This window comes from Paraglaciecola sp. MB-3u-78 (genome assembly GCF_002835935.1).
Classification (GTDB): Bacteria; Pseudomonadota; Gammaproteobacteria; order Enterobacterales; family Alteromonadaceae; genus Paraglaciecola.
The window spans coordinates 73210-94492 of record NZ_PJCF01000087.1; the positions used below are offsets into that span (position 1 = coordinate 73210).

20 protein-coding genes and 3 pseudogenes are annotated in these 21283 nt (G+C 43.8%); 20 read left to right on the plus strand and 3 right to left on the minus strand.

All coding sequences use genetic code 11. The features are described 5' to 3' along the window. Nucleotides 1–1070 precede the first annotated feature (1070 nt). Nucleotides 1071–1508: a hypothetical protein gene (locus CXF95_RS30165; RefSeq protein WP_198556750.1), complete on the plus strand. Its 438-nt coding sequence runs from the start codon at nucleotides 1071–1073 to the stop codon at nucleotides 1506–1508. A 496-nt stretch (nucleotides 1509–2004) separates the two neighbouring features. On the opposite strand, the pseudogene CXF95_RS29800 reads toward CXF95_RS30165, so the two are convergent. Continuing rightward, nucleotides 2005–2256, minus strand: a pseudogene (locus CXF95_RS29800) (IS30 family transposase); the annotation flags it as partial. A gap of 85 nt (nucleotides 2257–2341) precedes the next feature. On the opposite strand from CXF95_RS29800, the gene CXF95_RS31035 reads away from it, so the two are divergent. The 13 genes and pseudogenes from CXF95_RS31035 to CXF95_RS28570 form a co-directional block, all read left to right on the plus strand. After that, complete coding sequence (locus tag CXF95_RS31035; protein ID WP_232788091.1) at nucleotides 2342–2521, plus strand: hypothetical protein; 180 nt, start codon at nucleotides 2342–2344, stop codon at nucleotides 2519–2521. 3 nt (nucleotides 2522–2524) lie between these two features. After that, a complete protein-coding gene (locus CXF95_RS28520) occupies nucleotides 2525–2965 on the plus strand; it encodes a cytochrome b/b6 domain-containing protein (RefSeq protein WP_232788092.1) in 441 nt (146 codons plus the stop codon). Next, nucleotides 2962–3369 carry a DUF1924 domain-containing protein gene (locus CXF95_RS28525; protein WP_101201778.1) on the plus strand — a complete coding sequence of 136 codons (408 nt, stop codon included), beginning with the start codon at nucleotides 2962–2964 and terminating at the stop codon, nucleotides 3367–3369. The genes CXF95_RS28520 and CXF95_RS28525 overlap by 4 nt, the downstream gene beginning before the upstream one ends. 16 nt (nucleotides 3370–3385) lie before the next feature. Continuing rightward, the gene (locus CXF95_RS28530) at nucleotides 3386–4090 is read left to right on the plus strand and encodes a diheme cytochrome c (protein ID WP_101201779.1); all 705 of its coding nucleotides are present in this window, start codon (nucleotides 3386–3388) and stop codon (nucleotides 4088–4090) included. After that, nucleotides 4044–4343 carry a PepSY domain-containing protein gene (locus CXF95_RS28535; RefSeq protein WP_157828291.1) on the plus strand — a complete coding sequence of 100 codons (300 nt, stop codon included), beginning with the start codon at nucleotides 4044–4046 and terminating at the stop codon, nucleotides 4341–4343. The genes CXF95_RS28530 and CXF95_RS28535 overlap by 47 nt, the downstream gene beginning before the upstream one ends. Nucleotides 4344–4355: 12 nt before the next feature. Next, nucleotides 4356–5027 carry a response regulator transcription factor gene (locus tag CXF95_RS28540; RefSeq protein ID WP_101201781.1) on the plus strand — a complete coding sequence of 224 codons (672 nt, stop codon included), beginning with the start codon at nucleotides 4356–4358 and terminating at the stop codon, nucleotides 5025–5027. Nucleotides 5028–5032: 5 nt separating this feature from the next. Next, a complete protein-coding gene (locus CXF95_RS28545) occupies nucleotides 5033–6370 on the plus strand; it encodes a HAMP domain-containing sensor histidine kinase (RefSeq protein ID WP_232788093.1) in 1338 nt (445 codons plus the stop codon). A gap of 340 nt (nucleotides 6371–6710) precedes the next feature. Continuing rightward, complete coding sequence (gene betI, locus CXF95_RS28550) at nucleotides 6711–7301, plus strand: transcriptional regulator BetI (RefSeq protein ID WP_101201783.1); 591 nt, start codon at nucleotides 6711–6713, stop codon at nucleotides 7299–7301. Between the two features lies 1 nt (nucleotide 7302). After that, nucleotides 7303–8766, plus strand: coding sequence for a betaine-aldehyde dehydrogenase (gene betB / locus CXF95_RS28555; protein ID WP_101201784.1), 1464 nt, complete (start codon nucleotides 7303–7305; stop codon nucleotides 8764–8766). Beyond that, nucleotides 8766–10436: a choline dehydrogenase gene (gene betA, locus CXF95_RS28560; protein WP_101201785.1), complete on the plus strand. Its 1671-nt coding sequence runs from the start codon at nucleotides 8766–8768 to the stop codon at nucleotides 10434–10436. The genes betB and betA overlap by 1 nt, the downstream gene beginning before the upstream one ends. 163 nt (nucleotides 10437–10599) lie before the next feature. Continuing rightward, the gene (locus tag CXF95_RS28565) at nucleotides 10600–11841 is read left to right on the plus strand and encodes a BCCT family transporter (RefSeq protein ID WP_304528722.1); all 1242 of its coding nucleotides are present in this window, start codon (nucleotides 10600–10602) and stop codon (nucleotides 11839–11841) included. A gap of 114 nt (nucleotides 11842–11955) precedes the next feature. Further along, complete coding sequence (locus CXF95_RS31250; RefSeq protein ID WP_255418970.1) at nucleotides 11956–12084, plus strand: hypothetical protein; 129 nt, start codon at nucleotides 11956–11958, stop codon at nucleotides 12082–12084. A gap of 289 nt (nucleotides 12085–12373) precedes the next feature. After that, nucleotides 12374–12967, plus strand: a pseudogene (locus tag CXF95_RS28570) (TonB-dependent receptor plug domain-containing protein); the annotation flags it as partial. Here CXF95_RS28570 and CXF95_RS28575 read toward each other — a convergent pair. Then, nucleotides 12959–14083 carry an ISAs1 family transposase gene (locus CXF95_RS28575; RefSeq protein ID WP_101197148.1) on the minus strand — a complete coding sequence of 375 codons (1125 nt, stop codon included), beginning with the start codon at nucleotides 14081–14083 and terminating at the stop codon, nucleotides 12959–12961. The pseudogene CXF95_RS28570 and the gene CXF95_RS28575 sit on opposite strands and share 9 nt — an antisense overlap. A gap of 188 nt (nucleotides 14084–14271) precedes the next feature. On the opposite strand from CXF95_RS28575, the gene CXF95_RS28580 reads away from it, so the two are divergent. The 5 genes and pseudogenes from CXF95_RS28580 to CXF95_RS28600 all read left to right on the plus strand — a co-directional run bounded on the left by CXF95_RS28580 (nucleotide 14272) and on the right by CXF95_RS28600 (nucleotide 19422). Next, on the plus strand, nucleotides 14272–15963 hold the full coding sequence (locus tag CXF95_RS28580) for a TonB-dependent receptor domain-containing protein (RefSeq protein ID WP_232788094.1): 1692 nt from the start codon (nucleotides 14272–14274) through the stop codon (nucleotides 15961–15963). A 100-nt stretch (nucleotides 15964–16063) separates the two neighbouring features. Beyond that, nucleotides 16064–16594, plus strand: a pseudogene (locus CXF95_RS28585) (alkaline phosphatase D family protein); the annotation flags it as partial. Between the two features lie 144 nt (nucleotides 16595–16738). Next, nucleotides 16739–17317 carry a transcriptional regulator BetI gene (gene betI, locus CXF95_RS28590; protein WP_101201787.1) on the plus strand — a complete coding sequence of 193 codons (579 nt, stop codon included), beginning with the start codon at nucleotides 16739–16741 and terminating at the stop codon, nucleotides 17315–17317. A 305-nt stretch (nucleotides 17318–17622) separates the two neighbouring features. Further along, nucleotides 17623–18417 carry a DUF6671 family protein gene (locus tag CXF95_RS28595; RefSeq protein WP_101201788.1) on the plus strand — a complete coding sequence of 265 codons (795 nt, stop codon included), beginning with the start codon at nucleotides 17623–17625 and terminating at the stop codon, nucleotides 18415–18417. Between the two features lie 9 nt (nucleotides 18418–18426). After that, nucleotides 18427–19422: an L-threonylcarbamoyladenylate synthase gene (locus CXF95_RS28600; RefSeq protein WP_232788095.1), complete on the plus strand. Its 996-nt coding sequence runs from the start codon at nucleotides 18427–18429 to the stop codon at nucleotides 19420–19422. A 38-nt stretch (nucleotides 19423–19460) separates the two neighbouring features. On the opposite strand, the gene CXF95_RS29810 is transcribed toward CXF95_RS28600, so the two are convergent. Further along, the gene (locus CXF95_RS29810; RefSeq protein ID WP_157828293.1) at nucleotides 19461–19880 is read right to left on the minus strand and encodes a transporter substrate-binding domain-containing protein; all 420 of its coding nucleotides are present in this window, start codon (nucleotides 19878–19880) and stop codon (nucleotides 19461–19463) included. A gap of 509 nt (nucleotides 19881–20389) precedes the next feature. Between CXF95_RS29810 and CXF95_RS28610 the strand changes: the two genes are divergently transcribed. Continuing rightward, on the plus strand, nucleotides 20390–21148 hold the full coding sequence (locus tag CXF95_RS28610) for an SPOR domain-containing protein (protein ID WP_101201789.1): 759 nt from the start codon (nucleotides 20390–20392) through the stop codon (nucleotides 21146–21148). Nucleotides 21149–21283 lie beyond the last annotated feature (135 nt).

The following is a 21283-nucleotide window of genomic DNA, read 5'->3' on the forward strand; positions in this document are numbered from 1 at the left end:
GAAATAAGATTGTCTGGGTTCTTGACTGGGCTAAAATATGATGTGCCATCACGTTTTCCCTAAGGTTCAGCTGACCTTTTAATTATACTAAAAGTGGTAATTTAATTGACGTCAACATTAAGATTGTTTGATCATAAAAAGCCAAAACTTAGACCAAAAGATGATCAAAATTTTTCACACAGCCTGGGTACAAACCGGACCAACAACTGACACTCCCGAACGAGCTTTGGTGACGATTTATGCCACTGACTAACCTCAAATTATCCGCAGCTAACTACATGACTTGAAACTTTACGACTGCCATTTTTCCACGTTCACAGAATTTCAGTCTTTCAGTTTTACGCCGACATACCCCCCTCCGAAATACACACCTATGGAATTTCAGTTCGGAAAAATTCTGGCGTTCGGTCGGGTTAACTCGTTGGTTTTATTCGGCTTACGGCGGGCTGACGGTTATGGAAACCTAAAAAGTTCGGTATAGGTACGGTTATGCACTCAGAGGGTTTATACGTCGAAAAAAATCTACTTTTCATGTGCTTGGTCGGTAAATTCAGAACTCTCTCCTTGCCTCATAATCGTCAGCCCCCCTGTTCGAGTCAGAGAAGGGGCACCATTTTTTAAAGATTTGTAGCTATATTACACTCTAACAATACCGAATAAATCTAAATTTTATAGCACTGGTAACTAATATGCTGGTCTGCTATTTCAGTACATCCCTTCAATACTCAAAATCAAAATCCAACAAAGCATACACTTCTGTGCGCTGTTTTTAGAATGGGTGTTTTTATTAGCTGTCACATAAGCTGGAGGGGGGCAATATGCCGATCAAGTCGCAACAAGTAACTTGCTTTTTGAACTCAGCATAAACCTCTAATTATTGCGGGTAATAATTCACACTAAATACTCTGTACTTCTTTAGGATCGAAATAAACCCATTGGAAAACGTTCTTTAAAGATAGTCAAAAAAAACATTTAATTTAGATCAGTCATCCTTTTACTACCCCTTATATGTCATTATTGGCACAGTAAAAAACTAATCGCCGTTGATACAGATTAAGGAAATAGTAAAAATGGTTTGGCCCACGTTTTTTATGGCATTTTTTCTTTGTGTTAGTTATTGCTACTATGCTGCTGAATTTATAATTGGCGTAGAAGATATTGCCTATTCCCCCTATTATAATTTCAAGACCCAAGTTCCTTCATTTAGTAAAGGTTTGCTCGATAAATTTTCTGACGACAGCGGCCATAGAATCACTTACCTGCCCTTACCCATCAATCAGTTCTCAAAATGGTTGTTCGAAGAAAATATCGACTTCAAATTTCCTGATAACCGGCCCTGGCAAGAGGCTTGGGATACCCGTCGCTTAAACATATATTATAGTAATGATATACTGCGTATGACTGCTGGCACCGTGATTTTGCGTAAAAACCAGCATAAAAAACAAGATTTTTTAACAAAACTGGCATTATTACGGGCTTTTTTTCAACACAATGGCTTGAGCAATTAAAGCAAGGAAAGGTAAAAATCATAGAGGATTCAAGCCCAAAAGTTTTGGTTAATCAGTCGGCGCATAATATCGTTAATGGTTTAGATATTGATCTTGCGGTGGCAAACTATCATCTAAAAGAATTGAAGCTTCAGGAGGAGTTAGTTGTCAGTCAAAATACCAGCAGACAGGTTTTTTCATACCAATTATCTTCACTAAAACATCCGCTTATTATTGAATAGTTTAATCGTTGGTTAGCGAAAAACCAATCATTTACCCATAAATTATAACCGCTAAGTTGGCCCGCAAGATAAGCGCCATGAATGGCAGCGAATAAAACTGGCCGGTACAGCCATATTATTTATTTACTTCACAGGCTATGTATTCATTGAGGTTACGCATGTGCCAACTGATGTCATACAAACGTTGGCGGTAAATCCCAACAGTTTATTCTAAACTGATTCATTCACTTTTACTCAGCTCGCGGATTTCAGTCGCCAGTGCGACACGGTATTAATTATGCTGCTAAACGCATCGCATCGTAAACCTCATTAGGTGTTTTATAGCCGAGTAGTTTTTTAGGTCTGTTGTTAAGCTTTGCGTGGATCATCACAATATCTTCGGTTGCCACCTTATCCAGTGCCATGCCTTTCGGGAGATACTGACGTATCAGTCCGTTATTATTTTCATTCAGTCCACACTCCCACGGATGGTAGGGGTGAGCAAAATAGTTGTCGGCTCTAAGCGCTTGTTTGATTTGGGTGTGATAAGCAAACTCCCTGTGCGTTTAAGCTTGGTTTAATCATATGCCCGTTATTATGCAGCCTTAAAGCAGAAACTTTCCGGAGGGTAGCATGAACAATCCCGATAAAAACACACACACAATCCAGGTTTGGGATCCCTTAGTCCGAATATTTCATTGGTCACTGGTTTTATTTTTCATTGTTGCCTATTTAAGCGAAGACGATTTTGAAACCATCCATGTCTGGTCTGGCTATACCGTCGCAGCGCTGGTTTTCTTTCGCCTGACCTGAGGCTTGATCGGCACCCACTATACTCGCTTCAGCGATTTTGTTAAGTCACCCAGCACCATATGGCGCTATGTGATTGCCATTCCCGCAGGTAAGGCAAAACGCTATATAGGCCACAACCCAGCCGGTGGCGCCATGGTGGTTGCGCTATTGCTGTCACTCATGGGCACAACCGTATTTGGCATGGCACTTTACGCTGCTGACGAGCAAGCAGGACCACTGGCAGGCACCTGGATTGCATCGTTTAACGGGCATACCTTAAAAGAAATTCATGAAATTTTTGTCAACATCACACTGGCCCTGATTGGCCTGCATATAGCCGGCGTGCTTTTCAGCAGCCTGCATCACCGGGAGAATCTGCCACGCTCTATGGTACATGGTCGCAAAGAAACCCGTGCAGGTGATGTAGATGCATTGACTGCCAAACCATCAAGGAAAGAACCATGAAAGCTTTGATTGCAATAGTGTTAACACTCGGACTCGTTGTTGGCGCCCTTGCCAGCACTCTGGCTCGGGCAGATGCCGATGCGCAAATTCAGGCACTAAGCGCACAAGGCGCTGAGCCATTTAACGGGGCAGCGGGAGAGTCTTTTTGGCAGCGAAAGTTTAGCACTAAAAATGGTGAAAAACGCAGTTGCTCAGGCTGCCACGGCATAGACCCAACACAGGTGGGAGAACATCAAAAAACCGCAAAGAGCATTAAACCTATGGCCGTTCGCGTCAATCCCGAGCGCTTCAGCGACAGCGCAAAAAGTGACAAGTGGTTTGGACGTAACTGTCGCTGGACACTGGGCCGTGAATGCACTGCCCAGGAAAAAGGTGATGTCATGACATGGTTAAATCAGTATTAACAAAAGGCAAATAAAGATGAAACCAATACTTAATAAACTACGCTATGCCATCGGCATACTGATGTTGGGCGGCGCACTAAGCCTGGGGCTTTACGGACTCGGTTCCTTGGGCAATCAGTCTTTTGCGGAGGACGACGATGACCATAATAATTCCTCTCAATACCTTAAAACAGAGGGTGGGACTGATCAGAATGGAATAAACCGAGGAGATGAGGACGATTATGATGATGACCATAATAGCAGTTCTCAATACCTTAAGACTGAAGGTAGGGCTGGTCAAAATTTGTTAAATCAAGAGGAGTTGTCGACTAATGCTATTACCTATCAGACCGAATGTGCCAGCTGCCATCTGGCCTACCCCGCGCACTTGCTACCAAAGCGCAGTTGGCAGATAATTATGGCCACGCTACCTGACCACTATGGCGATGACGCTTCTTTGAGTCCGGCGGTGCAGGGTGATATTCTGGCCTACCTCAGCGGCAACAGCGCGGTCAATAATGACCGCATGCTACGCAGAGTTGCTGTCGACAAGACTCCCTTAAGGATCACAGAACTGCCATACTTCAAGGGTAAACACAGGGAAATACCAGAACGTATGGTGAAGGACAACCCCAAAATAAGCTCATTCAGCCAATGCGATAGCTGCCATAAAGGCGCCGCGAAAGGACAATTTGATGAAGATAACGTGGTTATTCCTGGTTTTGGTCGTTGGGACGACTAGTCCTGTATTTGCGGAAAAACACCCAAGTGCAGCACAGGTCAAGGCCTGGGTCGAAGAAGGCATAGTTGTATCCCTTGAATCCATACTTCAGCGGCACAAACTGGGCGGTGAATTACTGGACGCAGAAATTGAGTGGGAAGACGGTGTGCTCACTTACGAACTCAAATGGCTAGATACCCGGGGCCAGCGGCATGAAACCTATGTTAACGCACACACCGGTGCGCTCATTAATGCACCATCCGATGACCATTAAGGCTGGCCAAACGTGAAACTACTACTGATTGAAGACGATATCCAGCTCACCGATGCATTGCAACCTATGCTTCGCAAAGCAGGCTACGCAGTTGAAATTGCACACGATGGCATTGAGGGTGAGTTTCTTGGCAACGAACTGCAAGCAGACCTTATCGTTCTGGATCTCGGATTGCCGGGCAAAGGCGGCCTGGACGTACTTGCTCACTGGCGCGCAGCGGGCAACCACACGCCCGTACTCATACTCACCGCCCGCGATGCCTGGCATGAGCGGGTGCTGGGCCTCAAGGCAGGTGCCGATGACTATCTGGGCAAACCTTTCCACACCCAGGAGTTACTGGCGCGACTTGAAGCCATCAGCAGACGCCACGCTGGCCAGGCTGACAATCAACTCAACTGGCGTGGCGTTTGCCTGGATACCGAGCGTCAACAGGCAACAACAAGGGATGGCAGCATTGTTGAACTTACCGCCATTGAATTCCGATTACTGCGCTACCTCATGCAACACCCACTTGATGTGCATTCCAAAACCCGCCTTAGCGAGCATATTTACGAAGAGGAGCAGCTTAAAGACAGCAACGTCATTGAAGTATATATCAATCACCTGCGCCAGTATTTCGGCAAAGACTTTATTGAAACCCGACGCGGCCAGGGCTATCGGTTGGCTGTGGACTTCACCCCGTGATTTCGTTGCAACATCAATTACGTCGTCAGTGGATGATCACACTTATCGTTATTATGTTGCCAATGTTATGGCTTGCCGATTTTGGTGTGCGCCAGCTAACCACCCACACTGTGCTCAGTCGTTTGCAACACGACGGGGACAGCCTGATTGCCGCCATGAGCCAGAATGCCAGCGGCCAATGGCAACTGGACGAAAGTCGACTTGGCTCCCTGTATCAGCGGGTTTATTCCGGTCACTATTTCAGGATCCGTGATGGCCAAGAAACAGATTTACGCAGTCGCTCACTGTGGGACAAACAAGCACCCACCATCGAGCTTGCTACTGGCGCCGATAAAACCTGGCAGCAACAAGGCATTCATGGTGACCAACTGGACGAACAATGGCTAAGCTGGGCCAAGGGCATTCGTGTCCAGAAACATGATTTCGTCCTCTGGGTCGCGGAAGATATTGCTCCCTTAAACAGTCAACTCAATTATTACCGTCTCACCGCTGTGGCACTGCTTATTCTGGCCTTGTCCATGCTGATGCTGATCCAACGGAGGCAGTTAAACCTTGCCTTTGCGCGACTGGCCCCCCTGCAAAAACAACTGCGGGAACTGCGATTCGGTGAATGCGATGACTTGAACGCCACATCTGGCGCTTACCCACAGGAAGTACAACCTCTGGCGGAAGAAATCGACCGCCTGCTCAAACTGCTGCAACAGCGAGTAAGCCGCTCCCGGAATGCGTTGGGCAATCTTGCCCATGAAATGAAGCGCCCACTGCAACAATTAAAAATGTTAGCCGAAAAGCTCGATCCTGTTCACCAAACAGAGCAAAGTGATGCTCTGTTAAGGCTGAGTCGTTTAGTGGAGCGAGAACTTAAACGGGCACGTATTGTGGGCATGTCCTCACCGGGACGACAACTCAGACTCGCTGATGATTTGCCACCACTGCTGCAGATACTGACCAAAATGTATCCCGCGGCACACGTCCATGCTGACTATAAAAAAGAAGCGGTACTGCCCCAGGATCACGATGATTTGCTGGAATTACTGGGGAACCTGCTCGATAATGCCTGCAAATATGCAGGAGGTGATATTGCGCTGACCATCCATACCTATCAAACCCAAGACAAGCAATGGGGCTGGCTAATACGGGTCTGCGACTTAGGTCCCGGCATACCCCAACCTTTACGGGAGCATTTACTACAAAGGGGAGCACGATTAGACGAGCATAACATCAAGGGCAACGGGCTTGGGCTTGCAATCGTCAGCGATATTGTCGAAAGTTACGCTGGCGAACTGACATTAAGCGCCAACGTTCCCCAGGGCTTGTGTATACAGGTGCGACTCCCGCAATAACGGTGACAAAAGGGGCCGCTGCAAGTTAAACCGATTTATCTGCTAGGTGCCTTTCCACTGCTATGATTTTAATATTTTACCAGCCAAATCGTTCAGCCCCTTATTGACGGTTTGACCTATCCCCCTGACCTTGAATAAGCATATCGAATGGCTCAGTGAAACCTACCTATCGAGCGACATAATACTTTTTTATTTTTTCTAAAAAATTTACCAGTGTCATTACAATTACTAGGTAAACTTTAACCTACTTCAATTTGGTCATTCAGCTTTTATCACTCTTGAATTATGCGTTATATTGCTTTAGACTTTATTTTTATTGAACGCTCGATTAATAAAAAACATGCCCAAAATTGGAATGAAACCTGTCCGTCGTCAACAGTTAATAGACGCCACCATTGAATCAGTTGCTGAGCTGGGATTACAAGCTACAACTATCAATAGTATAAGCAAAAAAGCGGGCTTATCGTCGGGCATTATTAGCCATTATTTTGGTGGCAAGCAGGGCTTGATTGAAGCCACGGTGCGTTATTTATTAACTAGCTTAAAGCATGAGTTGTTCGAACGACTCACTCACACCACAACGCCAGAGCAAAGGTTAATGCTGATTATTGAAGCAAACTTTGCTCGGCTACAGCTACGCAGCGATACCACTAAAACTTGGTTAAGTTTTTGGGCGCAATCGATGCACGATGTAGAATTGCATCGCTTACAGAAGGTAAATAGCAGGCGACTTTTTAGTAATTTAGCCAGTTCATTTAAACAATTAATGAGCGACGATGACGCCAAGCTTGCAGCTGAGCTAAGTGCTGCAACGATCGACGGCTTGTGGTTAAGGGCTGTACTAAATAAGTCTGATCAAGATCAATTTGCACACTGTGAACGCCTAGCAAAACACTATGTGAATTCACTTATCAAACAATATGGAGCCTAATGTGACGACGCCAGTTTATCAAAATTTTATTAATGGCCATTTTTTAGCAAATCAAAGTGGCGAAACGTTTGCGGTTAAAAATCCTGCCACCGATGCAGTAATTTATCATGTTGAAGTCGCTGATGGATTTATTCAAAGCGCCGCAATTCAAAGCGCTCAACAAGGTTTTGCTGCCTGGTCCGCCATGATGCCCATTGAACGTAGCCGTATTTTATTAAAAGCCGTGGCTTTGCTACGTGAGCGTAATGATGAACTGGCAAAAATTGAAGTGCTTGATACCGGTAAACCCTGGCAAGAGGCACAGTGTGTTGATGTACAAACCGGCGCGGATGTTATTGAATACTTTGCAGGGCTCGCCCCAGCACAAGTTGGTCAGCAGCAAATGGTCGGCGAAGATTTTTATTATACCCGTAAAGAACCCTTAGGTATTTGCGCCGGCATTGGTGCGTGGAACTACCCACTGCAAATTGCCTGTTGGAAGTCAGGCCCAGCCCTTGCTGCGGGTAATGCCCTTATTTTTAAGCCTTCAGAAGAAACCCCATTAGGCGCGATTAAATTGGCTGAAATTTATACCGAGGCAGGTGTGCCCGCTGGCGTATTTAACGTTGTGCAGGGCGCGGCTGAAGTGGGCCAGTGGCTAACCCAAAGCCCTGATATTGAAAAAGTGTCCTTTACCGGCGAAGTGGGCACAGGTAAAAAAGTGGTTGCCAGTGCCGCGGGCTCTCTTAAGGATGTCACCATGGAGCTGGGAGGTAAGTCACCATTGTTGGTATTTGATGATGCCGATGTATCCCAAGCGGTTGGCGCGGCGATGCTGGGCAATTTTTACACCCAAGGGGAGGTTTGCACTAATTGCACCCGTATTTACGTACACAAAAATATTTATCAGGAATTTATTGCTGAGCTTAAAACCCGCACCGAACAAAACATTATTGCTGGCGACCCCCTCGATCCTGAGGTTAATTTTGGCGCGCTTATTTCTAAAGCTCATCACGGTTTAGTCATGAGCTATATAGATAAAGGTATCGCCGAAGGTGCGACACTGTTAACCGGCGGTAAAGCACTATGCCCCGACTCTGCACCCAAAGGTTACTTTGTGGCACCGACTGTGTTTATCGACTGCAGCGATGACATGACTATCGTCAAAGAAGAGATCTTTGGCCCGGTCATGAGCGTGCTGGTTTTTGATGACGAAGACGATGTCATTCGCCGTGCTAACGACACGCACTTAGGCTTAGCGGCTGGCGTATTTACCCAGGATATTAAACGGGCTCATCGCGTTACGCATCGACTGCAAGCCGGTATTTGTTGGATCAACAGTTATGGTAATTCACCAGCAGAAATGCCAGTAGGCGGTTATAAACACTCGGGAATTGGCCGCGAAAACGGTATTGAAACCCTAGATCACTATACCCAAACCAAATCAATTTATGTGGGTATGAGCAACATAGAGAGCCCATTTTAATGACAAAAACAACATATGATTACATCATAGTCGGCGCAGGCTCTGCAGGTTGTGTGTTGGCCAACCGACTATCCCAAGACCCAAGTAACTCTGTTTTACTGCTCGAAACTGGCGGTAGCGACAAAAGTATTTTTATTAAAATGCCAACGGCCTTATCCATACCGATGAATTCTGATAAATACGCGTGGCAGTTTCATACTGAATCTGAGCCGTATTTAGATAACCGCAAAATGCATTGCCCCCGCGGCAAGGTGCTGGGCGGCTCATCGTCTATTAATGGCATGGTTTACGTACGGGGCCACGCCAAAGATTTTGACCAATGGCAACAGCACGGCGCCAAAGGGTGGGATTATCAATCTTGCTTGCCGTATTTTCAAAAAGCGGAAAAATTTTATTTAGGTAAAGATAGTTATCGTGGCGATAAAGGCCCGTTAGGGGTGAATAACGGCAATGAAATGGCCAACCCCCTGTATAAAGTCTTTATTAAAGCCGGCCAGCAAGCAGGTTATGCTGCCACTGACGACTACAATGCGGGTCAGCAAGAGGGTTTTGGCCCCATGCATATGACAGTAAAAGACGGGGTACGCAGCTCTGCCAGTCGAGAGTATCTTGACCCGGTTAAATCCCGTAGCAACTTAACCATAGTCACCGGTGCCTTGGCTGAAAAAGTATTGCTTGAAGGTAAAAAAGCCGTTGGCGTTGAGTACAGTGTTAATGGCAGCAAAGTGACAGTCAAGGCGAGCAAAGAAGTGGTATTAAGTGCAGGCTCCATTGGCTCACCCCACTTATTACAGCTTTCAGGCATTGGTGATAGCGATACCCTAAAAGCCGCCGGTGTTGAGGTTAAACATCACTTACCGGGTGTTGGGCAAAATCTGCAAGACCACTTGGAATTTTATTTTCAATATAAGTGTAAGCAGCCCATTACCTTAAATGGCAAACTTGGCCTGATTTCAAAAGGCTTGATCGGTGCCCGTTGGTTATTTAGCCGCAGTGGCCTTGGGGCAACAAATCACTTTGAGTCCTGCGCGTTTATTCGTTCAAAACCAGGGATTGAATGGCCTGATATTCAATATCACTTTTTACCCGCGGCAATGCGTTATGATGGTAAAAGTGCGTTTGCTGGCCACGGTTTTCAGGTGCATGTGGGTCATAACAAACCCAAAAGCCGCGGTGCGGTGACGATTAAGTCAGCCGATCCGACGGTTGCGCCAAAAATTCAATTTAACTACTTACAACATCAAGATGATATTGAAGGGTTTAGAGCCTGTGTTCGCTTAACCCGAGAAATTATCGAGCAAAGTGCGTTCGATGAATATCGCGATGATGAAATTCAGCCTGGTAAAGCGATACAAACAGACGAGCAAATTGATGCCTTTGTGCGCCAGACAGTTGAGAGTGCGTACCATCCTTCGTGTTCTTGCAAAATGGGTGAAGATGATATGGCAGTCGTTGACTCAAACACCCAAGTTCGCGGTATTAGCGGGCTGCGCGTGGTGGATTCGTCAATCTTCCCAACCATACCCAACGGTAATTTAAATGCGCCAACTATTATGGTGGCAGAAAAAGCGGCAGACCTGATTTTAGGTAAGCCGCCTCTGAGCAAATCCCAGGCAAGCGTTGCCGTAGCAAACGACTGGCAAACTGTGCAGCGTAGTTCGACGATCTAGAGGCAAAGCATTGGAGTTCCTTTGCCTCTAGCGGCAAAGGAGAGGGGTATATAACCAGGCCACCAGCAGTGTATATATGCTGTAGGACTTTCTGTGACGCCCAGAATAAGTTATTTTGGGTACGTCAATGCAAGGCTAAAATACGGAGAAATGATGAAATATTATTACTTATTTTGGGGAGGAAATGATGACTTTATGGCTTAATGCAGGCATTATTTTTACCCTGCTGGCAATTATTGTTATTTTATTTAAGTGGGGAAATGTAAGGGTTGTAGGCGTTACGCCGGTTAGAACCTTTACCTTTATTGCTATTTTATTTACCTCGGGCCTGGATGTTGGCTTGATTATGTTTCCACTGACTGAGTTTGCTGGTTATGCAGACATAAAAGCAAGCCCGGAGTATGCGTTTGCCAATCCAATGGCCATTGAATTTGCTTATTGGGGCTTTCTCATCTGGGGATTTTACTTTGTTACGTGCTTTTATTTCTGTGTAATAGAACCTAAGGTGAAGTTTTTCGAAATTCCTTGGGTTAAGTTCATCAATAATGTGGTCATTATTGGCACTTGTGCCTTTACTGCCTTCTTACTACTCTCTAATCTGCCCTGGTATTTACCCGCCATAGGCGATGGCGAGTCAGTTATTCCAACCTTCTATTTAATTGTCTTGGCAGCGATATGCTTTTCTGTGTATTCAAGCACTGACATTAAATACGTACGTTTTTTAAGTATCTCTACCACTTGGTTATTTATGGCATTAATTGGCTTTATGTGGCTAGGCGCGTTTATGGGCAGTGACAGTCACGTGTCGGCATTTACCGATAATATAGCGTTGATAGGTAGCTACTTTGGCAATATTAATGATTTTGTGTTGCCGCTGAATGCTTACCATGAGTTCTACTTATTTTGGTGGTTTGCATGGAGCATTATGATTGGTCAATTTACCTCCCGCTTTGTGGGGGGATTAAAAACCTACCAGGTATTGGCTGCGATGTTAATTTTTCCTTCCATTCCCATTGCAGTTTGGTTTAGCGTACTTTACCAATACCACGAAGCGGGTATTCCTACCGCTGGTTTGAAGAACTTTGCTATGGCCTTTGTGGGTATCGTATTTGTGATCAATTCACTTGATTCCCTTATTCGTTTATACACAGATAACTTAAATATGACCGTTAAGCGTTTAGGTAAAGTAAACTATATGGCTTTAAATATTGTTGCACTTTCCTTGTTAACCCTATTATTTCAACTGGAATTTTTACAAATTCAGTGGGTAGGTGCATTAGTGATTGGACTGTTTTTTGGTTGCGCCGCTTTTATCGCATATAGCAAATTTAACACGGTCAGCAATATAGTGAGTTCACCTGAAGACAACGAAATTGACTACACAAAAATTGAAAAGGCTAGCTAAATGAAGCTATGAATTAGCCATCACAATACAAAAAAATCACCTGCAGTTACACTTTTTCAACATCTGCATCAGCTGGTCAACGACGCAGGTGTGTCTTATTATACCTGTAACGGTATGATCCAGCCCCTAACTCAAGACAGCCTTGATCCTTCATTTGATGGCACCCGCAGCGGTGTGGGTGTGGGGTTATCAAATGTTAGTTTGGCTGATGACACTAAAATCAAATGGGGTACGCGGATTTAAAAGTGTGCGCCTCGCTGCAGAAATATCAGTCAACATTCTCAACACCATAAATTTATAAAAATTAATATCGCTGATTTTAGACGCCAAAGACGATAAACACCTCTAGCACTATAGCTTCAACCAGAAAGTTCAACTTTTACCTTCCAACTTTATTTTTATTTTTATTTTTATTGAACGATCAATTAACCAAGTTTGATTTTAATTGAATGATCAATTAACATCGGCCCGCTTAAGAAATGAGTCCCATGTAATGTGGATCTTCACTAATACACACTAAACAGGATTTTTTATGAACACTTATGTGCCTATGAAGCAAAGTTTAATCGCATTATCTGTACTCTCAGCAATATCTATTACCTCGTTGCCAGCAATGGCTCAAGAAGCTCAAGAACAACAAGCAAAAACTGAAAAACAACAAGAACCAGTAGAATCTATTGTTGTGACCGGCCGCAGCGTTTCTTACGCCAACAGCGCCTCATCTGCTGAAATGAAAAGACAGCAAACGCCAATGACAAGCCCTTTGGCTTTAATTGATAACCTGCCAGGCGTGCTGGTAACTGAAGGCGACCCCTTTGGTTCCGATGAATGGTCAACCAGTATTTCAATCCGCGGCTTTGAGTTGAGCCTAGCCTCTCAGCAAATTGGTATGACTGTTGATGGCATATCTAACGGTAATTCAAACTACGGCGGCGGAACTAAAGCCAGCCGCTATATCGATACCGAAAATTTACGCGCCACAGAAGTATCTCAGGGTACAGCTGACATAAGCTCTCGCTCAAACGAAGCCCTAGGCGGCACGCTAGACTTTACGACTATACTTCCAGCGTTATATGAGAAGTTGACGGTAAGCTCCACCTTAGGCAGGGCAATCGCATTAAAATATTTGTAGCAGTTTCAGCAAGTAATCATTATCCCAACCTGCCATTTGCCGCTTAATCTTAATACCTACCTTATTATCATTATCTGACGTTAATAAATTCAAAGATATGTGGCGTAATATTGCCATGTTTTGATCTGCATATCCTTGACGAATTCGACAATGATCTTCGTCAAATGCCATATCTAATCTCCAGTGAAGATTATTCTCTACACCCCAATGAGCACGTACATAGTGAGCAAATTTCTCTGCATCGTTATGCTTAACGCTACTAATAAAGTATCGCGTTTCTTCTGACCATTCGTTCGCAAGAAATCTTCTTGATTTGACGCTAACAATACTGGCAAGGTGTGGGTGAGTATGATGCTCAGTAAGCCAGTCAATTCGGTTGCAGGAAGTCACTGTTCTTTCTTCAATACGGCCATGCCCTGAATCAATACTCTTATAAGTATTTAACGTGCCCTCATAACTTTTAGGGGTATTTTCAAAGAATAAAATCACATCATCATGTAGGGTGCTTTGATTTCCTTTCAGTGCGGTTAAATAATCAGCGCCTTTACTCACGATCAGTTCAGCCGATTTCTTTTGTGTGTTTAATGCATCGGTTGTGATGATACTGCCTGTGATGTCTAAGTTTTTGAGTAGGGAAGGTAAGGCGGTTATTTCATTCGATTTTTCATCAACTTTCACTTGTCCAAGTGCCAGCTGATTATCATGTGACCATGCGCTAACCATATAAATAGCTGATTTATTAGATGACTTATCATGAGTGCGTCGAAGGCATTTACCGTCAATAGCGATCACATCGCCCGTGACATTTTTTACTATCTCTTTGATCCAGCTAGAAAAACAGGTTTGAAATTGCTCAGGATCAATTAAGGAAAAAATACGTCCCAAAGTATCATGAGACGGAATACCATTTTCTAGGGATAAATATTGTTCAAACCAAGTGCGTTTAATGTTGGCAAATTTTTCAATGGCAACCCAGCCATCACAGCCACAGATAACGGCACATAGGGTAATAAAAAAGATGTCATCTAATTTATGTAATTGTTTTCTTAGAAGACGAGGATCTTCAATGTCTTTGAAATGTTCGATAAGTGTGGGCTTGTATTTGGTCATATTACGTCGCGTAAAGCGAAGTAATAGATCAAATTAGGGGATCTGTGTCAAGCCATTTTTAATGCGATTGCCCTGCCACCTTAGGTGAGTACAATGCCAATAAAGTATATCTTCGCTACGATACCGGTGAGATTGCCAAAGACACCTTTGCCTGGGTTTCTGTATCAAGTCAGCAAAACGATGACTATATGGGCGGTTCAGTCACTAACTCACGTGATCATGCTGAGGGTAAAATAATATCTCGCATTGGTGAAGTCGATTTAACCGGTTATATCAGTTATGACGATGCTCAGGAATATACTTACCAACGTGTGTATGGCTTAGCACAATATGAGCAAACTCCTGATTGGGATGGGTTAACTAAAGATTTTTCAGGCGTGCCTTATCAAGACCAAGTCTTCCGTGAAACCTGGATTACTGAGCGTGAAAACCTGTTCGGTTACTTAAAAGCAGATTTCAAATTGGGTGATGTGGCTGTTAGTTCTAACGTTTATTACCACGAGAATAAAGGCACAGGTAAATGGATGCCCTACTACATGGTTGATGTCATCGATGATGGCGCGGGTAATCCACACTCAGAGCTAGACAATTCAAACACCATATACGGCGGCGCGTCCCAGGGTACAATTTATTTTGTTAATAAAGCCGGTGACTCACTTTCGCCCATCGATGGTTGTGCCAGTTCTATTGGCGCCCCCTATGGCGGTGGTGGAGCAGCAGTTGATCCAGGTTGCTACGAGCAAGGCGCTATGCCAGTCAGCTCAAATCGTCACAGTAATTACAACAAGAAGCGCTATGGCGTAAACGCTGACCTGATATGGAACACCACCATCGCAGGTATGGACAATACTGTACGCGGTGGTTTCTGGTATGAAGATTACCAGCGTGATGAAAACCGTAGCTGGCACAAAACCATTGATGCCGCGACAAGCCCTCGCTACGAGAGTAATCCTTACTGGATCCAGTACAGCCGTGAGTTTCCGGTCGAGACCTTGATGTACTACGTGGAAGACGAAATTGATACTGGTTTTGCCAAAGTTCGCCTGGGTGCAAAGAAGTTTAACGTTGATGTAACTAAAGAAGACCAATTTACGCCAGCCAATGACTTAAGTGTATCTTCTGACTCGGACGTCCTAATATCAGCCGGTTTTGTTGCCCCTTTGCCCTTGCGTGGCCTAGAAGTGTTTGGTGGTTATGCAGAAAACTTTGCAGCCATTAAAGATGCAGTGTTAGAGCGTGACGATACGGACTTGAGCTTAGTTGAACCTGAAACGGCAGATAACATTGACCTTGGTCTGCGTTATTCAACCCCTGGTTTCAACGCGAGCATCACCTACTACGACATCAAGTTTGAAAACCGTATTACCTTCGTGAGTAATGAAAGTGTTAATGGTATTGATTTCTTAGAAGCGGCTGCCGGAGGATACGTCAACGACGGTGGTATTGAGTCCAACGGTATCGAAGCGTCTATTGATTATAATCTAACCGATAATCTAGGCATTTACGTTTCGTATACCAAAAATGATGCAACCTACACGGACAAAGACTTCCGCGGTAATACCGTATTAGGCAGTGCTGAAGACATGGCGGTAGTTAGCTTTGATTACACTAAAGGTGACTTATACGCTGGCTTTAGCACCAAATACGTCGGAGAGCGCTACCTTGACCAAGCAAATACTCAGGAAACTGACTCTTACATAGTGAGTGATTTGTATATAGGTAAAACGGCATATGATCTTGGTGAAGCCATCGAAAGTATGGAATTAAGTTTCACCATAAACAATGTCTTTGACGAAGAATATCTGGGTACTATTGCGTCAAATGCTGGTTGGATTGGTGCCCCTCGTATAGCAGCACTGAACGTTAAATTCGTTATGTAACAAACGTTAAACTCGTCTTGTAACACAACCTTAATAAGCCACATGCAATAATATTGCATGTGGCTTATTTTATGGCTGGCCAAAAAAGGTAAGACTCCCCATGTTAAGATTATTAGCACTATCTAGTTTATTGTTCACCGCTGTGGTCTATGCCAAGGCACCAAGCCGTATTTTGTTTGGCTCCTGTTCCCATCAAGATAAAGACATTCCCATTTTCAAGAGTATTATTGAGGATGACCCTGAGATTTTTATTTTTCTTGGGGACACAGTTTATGGCGACACTCAAGACATGAATGTGTTGCGCCGCAAATATCAAAAACTCGGCGCAAAGCCGGGTTTTAAGCAACTAAAAGAGCAGGCTGAATTAATCGCGATCTGGGATGATCACGATTTTGGCATTAACGATGGAGGTAAAGATTACCCCCAAAAAGAAGCCTCTCGCGAGATCATGCTGGATTTTTGGCAAGAGCCTGAAATTTCCCCGCGCCGTACCCGTGAAGATGGTATTTATACATCTTACCTCTACGGTGAAGGCGAACAAAGTATTCGTGTTATTTTACCGGACTTGCGCTGGAACCGTAATGCCATCGCCCATGTATCACCCGACGAATATACCAGTAAACGTAAACTATGGGGCGCTAAATGTGAATTGGCAAAAACAAGATCCCCTTATCACGCTGGGGCTTTATGATGAAGCGGGTGACGTGGTTAACGAACACCGTTTTAGGCTCTCAACGCTTGAAGCTTATTAACATTTAAATTGAATAAGGAATATATGCCAAAATTAGGAATGGAAGTCATGCGTCGTCAGCAGTTGATCGATGCCACGATTGAGGTGGTTGCAGACGTTGGCCTAGATGGCGCGACAATTAATCTTATTTCTCGTCGCGCTGGCATGTCATCGGGCATTATCAGTCACTATTTTGGCAGTAAACAGGCGCTTATTGAAGCTTCTGTTCGCTATCTACTGACCCAACTTAAAATGGAGCATTCGCCGGATAGTCCCTATGAACGTTTAATGAAAATTGTTGATTTGAACTTTTCAGATATGCAGCAGGCAGATTCAAGTACTAAAACGTGGATGAGCTTCTGGGGCAGATCAATGCATGACCCTAAACTCTACCGCTTACAGGAAGTCAATAAACGCCGTTTAGTGAGCAATTTACGTTATAGCTTTAAACAATTATTAGACCCACACAGTGCCAGAGAAGCGGCCGAAGTGACAGCGGCATTAATTGATGGTTTTTGGTTACGCTGTGCACTCAGTCGCACCAATAAAGAGCGCTTTAAACAAGCAAAAAGTCACTGTCAAAAATACATAAACGACCTACTTAAACTGCACGGTGTTCGTTAAACATTGCCAATATAAAGGGTAGTTATCGTTACCAATTGCCTCTACATTTCTTTTCCACTAATTCTATATTTTATGACGAATCGTTTTGAAACATTACTAAACCAAGATACATTTAACATAAAAAAGAATTAAGGATATGATATTGCTTGAATTTCATGAAAACCAAAAGCAATTAACTACTGAAAGGAAGGGTCGATTTTTATTTTTCCCTGTGTGTATTTCGCTACAAAATAGTCGACTGACTGTAGTGTGAAATTCGGATACATGTGGCTCAATAATACTGGGACATCAGAGGTTTTGCTTAAATGCAACGAGTAGCACTAATTACAAAACATGAAAAAGCACGTTGGATAGCTCCGTATCTGGCGCCGCTAGGTTACGCAGTATTTGAATCTAGTATGTTCGATACCGACATTTTAGGTACATTTTCTGGTGAAGTGGAACGTACATTGTCACCCATGGATGCAGCATTAACCAAAGCCAAAAAGGCGTGTGAGCTAACAGCCACAGATTGGGGTTTGGGCAGCGAAGGGAGTTTTGGCGGTGGGCCCGCACCAGGTATGATCAACTGGAACGAAGAACTGTTATGTCTGTATCAAGCGTCAACCGAGATTGCAATTTATGCCCATGCTGCAGGCCCAACATCTGTTCAAGAATTGACGCTGAATGGCAGAGTGCCATTAAAACAAAAACTGTTATTACTTCCTAAGCAGCGCTGGATTTTACGAACTGATCAAGGTGTTCAAAAAGGTCTTTGTGCCGAACAACTATTAGACAGATTAGAGCAGATTACCGGTACGTCTCAAAAAATAAAAATCGAGCCTGACTTGCGTGCTATGCACTGTCCTGAACGCCAACAAATGATTACAAAGGCTGCAGAGGATTTAGTGAGACGCTTATCAGAAACCTGCCCACAATGTCAGGCATTTAACTTCGTAGTCAAAGAAAAACAGTCTGGATTACCCTGCACTTTATGCACTCTTCCAACAGAGCAAGCTAAATCATGGACACGTATTTGCGATGGTTGTGGTTGTCGTCATGACGAAGTCGTACAACAAAAAGGTGCTGATCCGGCCCATTGTCAATATTGTAATCCTTGAGTAAATAACATGAGTCAAAACTACCAAACCTCTATTCTGTTCGGTGAAAATAGCGTGTCACAAGCCGTGAGTCTGTTACAAAAAGGCGAGTGTGTTGCCTTGCCCACCGAAACGGTTTACGGGCTGGCCGCTGACGCATCGGATATCATCGCCGTAAATAAAATTTTTGAAGCCAAAGGACGACCCAAAAACCATCCGTTAATAGTACATATACCCGATGTATCACACCTTGAAAACTGGGCAAAATCGATCCCAAACACCGCCTACAATTTAGCAAAACAATTTTGGCCTGGACCACTCTCACTGCTACTAAAAAAAGCAGATCACGTGCCTTATGAAGTAACGGGGGGATTGGATACCATTGCCTTACGAGTACCTGCACATCCATTGTTTTTAGAGGTATTAACCCAGCTAAATGTAGGGCTTGCAGCACCTTCCGCCAATCGTTATAAACAACTGAGTCCGACCATTGCCGAGCAAGTCATGCAGGGATTAGATGGCCGAATTGCCGCTGTTTTAGACGGGGGTTCATGTGAACATGGATTAGAGTCCACCATTCTAGATTTAGTCAGTGAAACACCGCGAATACTTCGTTCTGGACCTATTACTCAACAACAACTTGAAACTGCTATGGGCCAAATTATCAACACACCCAAAAATCATATTGAAGTCGTGCCAGGTAATGTCGAAGCCCATTACCAGCCAAACACTCCATTACGCATTATGTCTTCTAAGCAGTTGCTGATAGAAATAGATAGGCTGAAGCACACAGATTGTCATTTTGTGGTGTGGTCAGACGCCGTTATCCAACAATCTAAAAAGACGCATGCTCCATCTTCTCAATGCTCTTACTTAGGAAACGATGCGGCGAATTATGGACGTAAATTATACGTGACCTTATACCAAGTTGATCAGACTCGCCCAACTCAAATCATAGTTGAACAACCACCACAATCTGATGCATGGGCAGCAGTCAACGACAGATTGTCACGGGCGGCCCAGTAAAACCTGCAGACACTTAATTTAGTTAACCTGAACTAGGGTTAGTCTTTGTACCCATAATAATTTCCAAGGATGGTTTTTAAACGACCATCTTGTTTCATATCATGAATGACTTTATTAACTTGATTGATAAAACGAATATTTTTTGGCGTTGAATGGCACAAAATTTGATCTTCAACAGACGCGATTGGACTTGTTGGATCGTAATTTAAAGACGCCAGTTCTTCGGGTGGTAAATTAAGACTCAGATCAAGGTAATAATCAGCAAAAGCCTCTACCCGACCTAGTTTTAACATGACTCTTGCATTAGTAGAGCTTTGTACCGTCAATGCATTGGCATGGGTTAATATTCGTTGGTTATTGCCATAAGCATAGCCTCGTATTAAGGCCAGCCTTTTGCCTTTAATGTTTTTTTCATTCAGAGCTGGGGCAGAAAAATTAAACAGATAAGCATTAGCCATATTAAAAGATTCACTGACTAACACAATAGATTAAAAAGAAAATCCGCCACATTTAATACAAACCTCTAGTAATACCACTTAAGTGAATACGCCCAATGTGAGCCATTTTTATGAGTGTATACACAACTTTACCCTAGTAGATAATGTCTCTCTAGACAGAATAAACACTATCCCAAAACGAGCCACTCATCAGTCGACTGCAGGAAATGGCTTTCAGTAGCTTCTCATCAACACGTGTAAACCTGTTCTTATTGCCTAAATGTGTTAATTCCACCATACCAACCTAACACTTGCCCCTACCAAAGCATCTCAAAAATCAGCTCGTTACTCGTGATACTGGTTCGCAGTAAGATTTATACCATCTGGCGTGAAAAATGCTAATTAAAAAATGCTAATTAAGTGCTAACTAGGAAAATTGACTAATAGAATTTAACTCCGCAATCAAAGCAATGGCATGACGACCGTTAGTTTGATGGCGGCGTTGATTAGCGGCAATAGTGGGTTCACAAATGAAGTTACTTGTTTTGATTGGAATATGTAGTTGTTTAAGCGGTTGCGCCTTACCCCTTGAAATGATGGCAATAAGCGGCATAAGTTACCTTGCCACCGGCAAATCTTTGTCTGACAACGCTTTCTCTTTGGTGACTAACCGTGATTGTGCTTTGCATCGGGTCATGACGAACGAAGCCATTTGTGCTGAAAACACACTACCAACTAGTGATACAAACGATGAGTTTCTGTTAGCCCGTTCTGAAGTGTCAGACACAATAAAAACGGAGGTAACAACTGCAAAAAGCACCTTCAATTCAGTACCAGAAGAATATGAAGATTTGCCATCTACTGTTATAGCCACGTTTAACACCGCAAATACACCTGATTTTTCAATCGCTATAGAAGAGACTAAGACACCATTAACAGAGCACTTATCTGCTCAGACATTTGCCGTGGTAGGCAGTTTTAACAACTATCAATATGCCCAACGTCGAAATGATAAATATGTGAACTTTAATCCGCAGATCATTAAAAACCAGGCTGATTCGGCTACCCAATATCGAGTGGTGGTAGGTCCCATTAATCGCAATGATTTTATCGCAGGATTACCCACAATGGTGGGCGCTGAAACGCAATTACCATGGGAAATTGACCTGTGTGTCAATGATATGTCTCCCCCTCCGTGCAATAATACCTACGCGGTGAATACTCTAGAGCAACAGAGTGCAACATGGGTTGCAGCATCTATCACCCCTGAAACACTTACGTTGCGGTAACGAGGGGCATTTATTTTTCATTTCAAAATGGCGTATTGAGTGTTACTCCAGCCAACAACATTATGTTTAAATACACCTTTATTGGCTGCGTAACCTAAAACTACCCCTAAGTTTTGCATATCCATTGGCAATCGT